The 4457-nt window shown below is 37.7% G+C and carries 4 protein-coding genes; all 4 read left to right on the top strand.

Annotated features, from left to right (window positions below; translation table 11 throughout):
* Positions 1-897: S1-like domain-containing RNA-binding protein (locus tag RYM16_RS08760; protein WP_314983362.1), on the top strand; the 897-nt coding region annotated here is incomplete at its 5' end.
* Positions 898-902: 5 nt separating this feature from the next.
* Complete coding sequence (gene trkA, locus RYM16_RS08765) at positions 903-2243, top strand: Trk system potassium transporter TrkA (protein ID WP_314983364.1); 1341 nt, start codon at positions 903-905, stop codon at positions 2241-2243.
* A gap of 12 nt (positions 2244-2255) precedes the next feature.
* Entirely contained in the window at positions 2256-3743 is a 1488-nt protein-coding gene (locus RYM16_RS08770) for a TrkH family potassium uptake protein (protein WP_314983366.1), read from the top strand.
* Positions 3744-3756: 13 nt separating this feature from the next.
* A complete protein-coding gene (locus RYM16_RS08775; protein WP_314983368.1) occupies positions 3757-4353 on the top strand; it encodes an MBL fold metallo-hydrolase in 597 nt (198 codons plus the stop codon).
* The last annotated feature ends 104 nt before the right edge of the window (positions 4354-4457 follow it).

The raw sequence follows: 4457 nt of genomic DNA on the forward strand, positions 1-4457 counted from the left end.
TTGTTGGAAAATACAATTGCCACATTGAAAGTATTGCGTACTAGTGACCAAGGTGCTTTCCTAGATGGTCAAACAGGTAATACGAATGATGATATTTTGCTTCATAAAGATCAACAAACGTCTCCCGTTGCCATTGGTGATGAAGTAGAAGTATTCTTATATCGCGATCCAAAAGGTCGTTTAACTGCTTCTATGCGCTTACCAGCGATGAAGGTAGGACAAATTGGGTATGTTGAGGTAATCAATACGACAAACTTTGGCTGTTTCGTAGAGGTTGGTACTGAGCGCGGTATCTTCATGCCACATGCAGAGATGCGTGGTCGTCCTCAAGTGGGCGAAAAAGTCTGGGTTCGACTCTATACAGATAAATCTGGTCGTTTTGCTGTATCTATGGATGTTGATGACGAAATGCGTCGCGCATCTAAGGCTGCTACAGATGCTACAGTAGGACAACTTGTAAAAGGTGCTATCTACAACTTGACTAGTGATGGGGCATTTTTCATCACTCCTGAACGATGGATTGCCTTTTTACATCGTTCTGAAATGACTAGAAAATTAAAAGTAGGAGAAATGGTTGAAGGTCGCATTACTTTTAAACGTGATGATGGTCGGGTTAATGTATCGATGCGCCCTACAAAGGAAAAAGCTCTTGTATCCGATGGAGATATTATTATGGAATATCTTTTGAATCGCGGTGGCAAGATGCCGTATAGTGATGAATCTTCTGCTATGTTGATTAAAGATAAATTCAACATTAGTAAAGCTGCTTTCAAACGTGCTTTAGGGCATTTAATGAAAGAGAAAAAAATTGTTCAAGAGGATGGTTGGACATTTCTTACTGATATTGGTCGCCAGTGGACACCTCCTGTTAGTGAAGAGTCCCAAGATGAGGAATAAAGACGATGAAAATTGTCATTGTAGGCGCTGGTAAGGTTGGTTATTCATTAGCTCAACGCCTTATTCAAGATGATCATGATGTGTATGTCATCGATCGTTCACCAGAACGAATTCACAATCTTGAAAATACATTAGATGTTAGCCTTGTCCAAGGTAATGGCAGTGATGTGCAATTACTGCATGAAATTGGTATGTCTGACGTAGGCATGTTTATTGCTGTTACTGATTCCGATGAAGTTAATATGCTATCTTGTGCGGTGGCTAAAATTACAGGAGTTCCTACAACGATTGCTCGTGTTCGTGACAATAGTGTGGCGGAACATATGGATGCAGAGATGCGTGCTAAACTGGGCGTAGATCTCTTTATCAACCCTGAAATGGTTACAGCTCAAGAACTATTACAAATACTTGAAACTCCATCTGCCATTGATGTTGAAGATTTTGGTCAAGGTACAGTGCGCCTTATGGAGTTTAAACTTACTGAGGAGTTCCCTCTGTTAGGCCAGCCATTAAAAGAAATTCGCTTCCCTGAAGGTGTTCTTCTCGTGGGGATTTTACGTTATGGTGAAATGATTATTCCTCATGGTGAAAGTATTCTCCAAGCTGATGACAGCGTATTCTTCTTGGGATTAAAAGAGTCTGTAGAGGAAGTGGAAAATCTTTGGTTCCATAATTATAATGCTTTTTATAAACGGGCTGTCATCATTGGTGCTGGACTACTTGGTCGTAACCTGACTGTTTTATTAGAACATGCTGGTTTCTCTGTGAAAGTCATTGAAAAAAACTTAGAGCGATGTGAGAAATTAGCGAATCTTGTAGATAAAGCGATGGTTATCAATGGCGATGGTACCGACTTTGATTTGTTAGAAGCTGAAGAAATCGCTGATAGCGACGTTATTATAGCTTTAACTGACGATGATAAACTTAACCTACTAGTGGCTCTTGTAGGTAAGCATATGGGGATCCCTAAGACTGTTGTTCGCGTAGGTCGCCCTGAATATATTATGCTTATGGAACAAGTGGGTATTGATGTTGTATTCTCGCCACGTTTATTTACAGCGAGTCAAATTTTACGTTTCGTGCGTAGTGGAGAAGGTGTTGTATCTATTTCTACCTTTGAAGGTGGAAAAGCGGAATCTATAGAGGTTGCCATTACAAGTGAATCACCTGTGGCTGGTAAACAATTAAAAGACATCCGTTTACCAGGGAAGGCGTTAGTTGGTGTAATTTTACGTGGTGATGAAGCCATCGTACCACGTGGTAATACTGAAATCTTAGATGGGGATCACATTGTTCTATTTGCGTTACCTGAATCTGTAAGTAAATTACTTAAATATCTTACCTAGTATGGAGGGACTATGCGCATTCAAATTGTCATGTCCTTAGTGGGGCGATTATTATATATATTTGGGATTTTTACATTAATTCCTTTTATATATGGTATCGTATTTGAAACTGCATATTGGTCATTTCTTATAACCACAAGCCTTTCTTTAGGTCTGGGGAGACTTTTATCCTATTATGGTCGTGAAAGTCAAAGCTTTAGCCTTCGAGATGGTTTTCTCGTAGTATCTTCTACATGGATATTAACCATTATTTTGGGGGCCTTACCTTTCTTGGGTAGTGGTGTATTAACAAATGTTTTTGATGCTCTATTTGAAGCTACATCAGGGATTACAGCAACGGGTGCTACTATCATTTATAGTGTAGATGATATACCAAAAACCTTTGTCTTATGGCGTGGGCTTATGCACTGGATTGGTGGTATGGGTATTATCGTACTCATTCTGTCCTTCTTAAAAAACTTAGGCGCTGACGCAGCGCACTTCTTTAATGCTGAAGCATCTGTACCAAAACCAGGTGTTGTTATGCCCCGTATTCAATCTATGGCATCAAAACTATGGCGTTTATACGTTGCTTTTACGGCTCTTTGTTTCCTCATGCTTTGGGCTGGTGGTATTGAGCCTTTTGATGCGTTAAACTATGCCTTTTCCATTATTGCAACGGGTGGATTTGCACCAACATCAGCAGGGGCATTTATTTATGAACAGAGTAACTATATTTGCTTTGTATTTGTTTTCTTTATGATCCTTGCAGGTGGCAATTTTTCAGTATATTACAACGCACTTCAAAAAGGCATTCGTGTTTTGATTGATGATTTTGAAACACGTATGTATTGGCTAGTTATTTTTATTGGAATTGCTATAATATCAATTTCGTTGGCAGTACAATCAAATATTAATGACCCAATTCAAATTTTCAGAGATGTTTCCTTTAATTATGTATCGATTCAAACTGGTAGTGGATTTGCTGTAAGCGATTATGATTTATGGCCAGCTGCTGCACAGATGATGTTATTTATTTCATCATTTTTTGGTGGTTGTAGTGGTTCTACAACGGGCGGTGTAAAGATTATTCGCCTCATTATTTTAGTTAAGAGTAGTATTATTTATTTAAGAAAATCCATTCATCCAGATATGGTGCAAGTAGTGCGTATTAATGGTAAGCCAATGCCTACTAAATGGATTCAGATGACACAACAATTTTTATTTTTATACTTAATGATTTATGTAGTATCTGTTTTCCTCATGACCTGTACTGGTCTAAATATATATGATTCTATGCAAGTAGTAACGGCATTCCTAAGTAATGTAGGTCTTGGCTTTGGTGGTTTTGGACCAACTGATTCCTTCACCGTTATGCCTGACGCAGCTAAATGTATTGCAATTGTAGATATGCTATTAGGTCGTTTGGAATTGTTTACAATTCTTGTTATGCTTCATCCTCAATTCTGGGAAGGGTATTTTATAAAAAAACAATCTGCTAAACGGTATCGTATCCTATAGGAGGGCAAATAATATGAATATTATAAAACGCCCTCTAGGGCTTTATAAAGCAAATTGTTATGTATTAATTAAAGATGGAAAATCTCTTATTATTGATCCCGGGTTTCATAGTAAGCATATAATTGAAATGGTAGGAGATTCTGAGCCTGTAGCAGTATTATTAACACATGGTCATTGTGATCATGTATCGGCTCTTGATGAGGTTTGTGAGTATTATAATATTCCTGCTTATTTACATCCTTTGGATCATGAGTTGTTACAATTAATTCGTCGTAGACCTAGTGTTTACAAGAAGAAAATGTATACTAATTGTGAAAGTTTAGTAACAGGAAAATTACAATTAGGACCTTTTGAAGTTATTGTTCATCATACACCTGGTCATAGTGCTGGTTCTGTTTGTCTTGAAATTGAGGGACACTTATTTACTGGCGATACTGTGTTTAAGCAAAATGTGGGAAATACAGATAATTATAAAAGTAATCCTCATGATTTAATTACAAGTTTGAAGTATATTTTATCTTTATCTAAGGACTTAATTATTGAGCCAGGACATAAAGAATCTACAATATTAAAAGATGAAGAAGAATTCATCAAAAATATTGTAGTATAGTGTTGACAAAATTTCTGATAACCGATATACTAAGCAAGTACTTTGGATACGGCCCCGTGGTGTAGCGGTTAACATGTCGCCCTGTCACGGCGAAGATCGTCAGT

The sequence above is a fragment of the uncultured Veillonella sp. genome, assembly GCF_963524655.1.
Classification (GTDB): Bacteria; Bacillota; Negativicutes; order Veillonellales; family Veillonellaceae; genus Veillonella.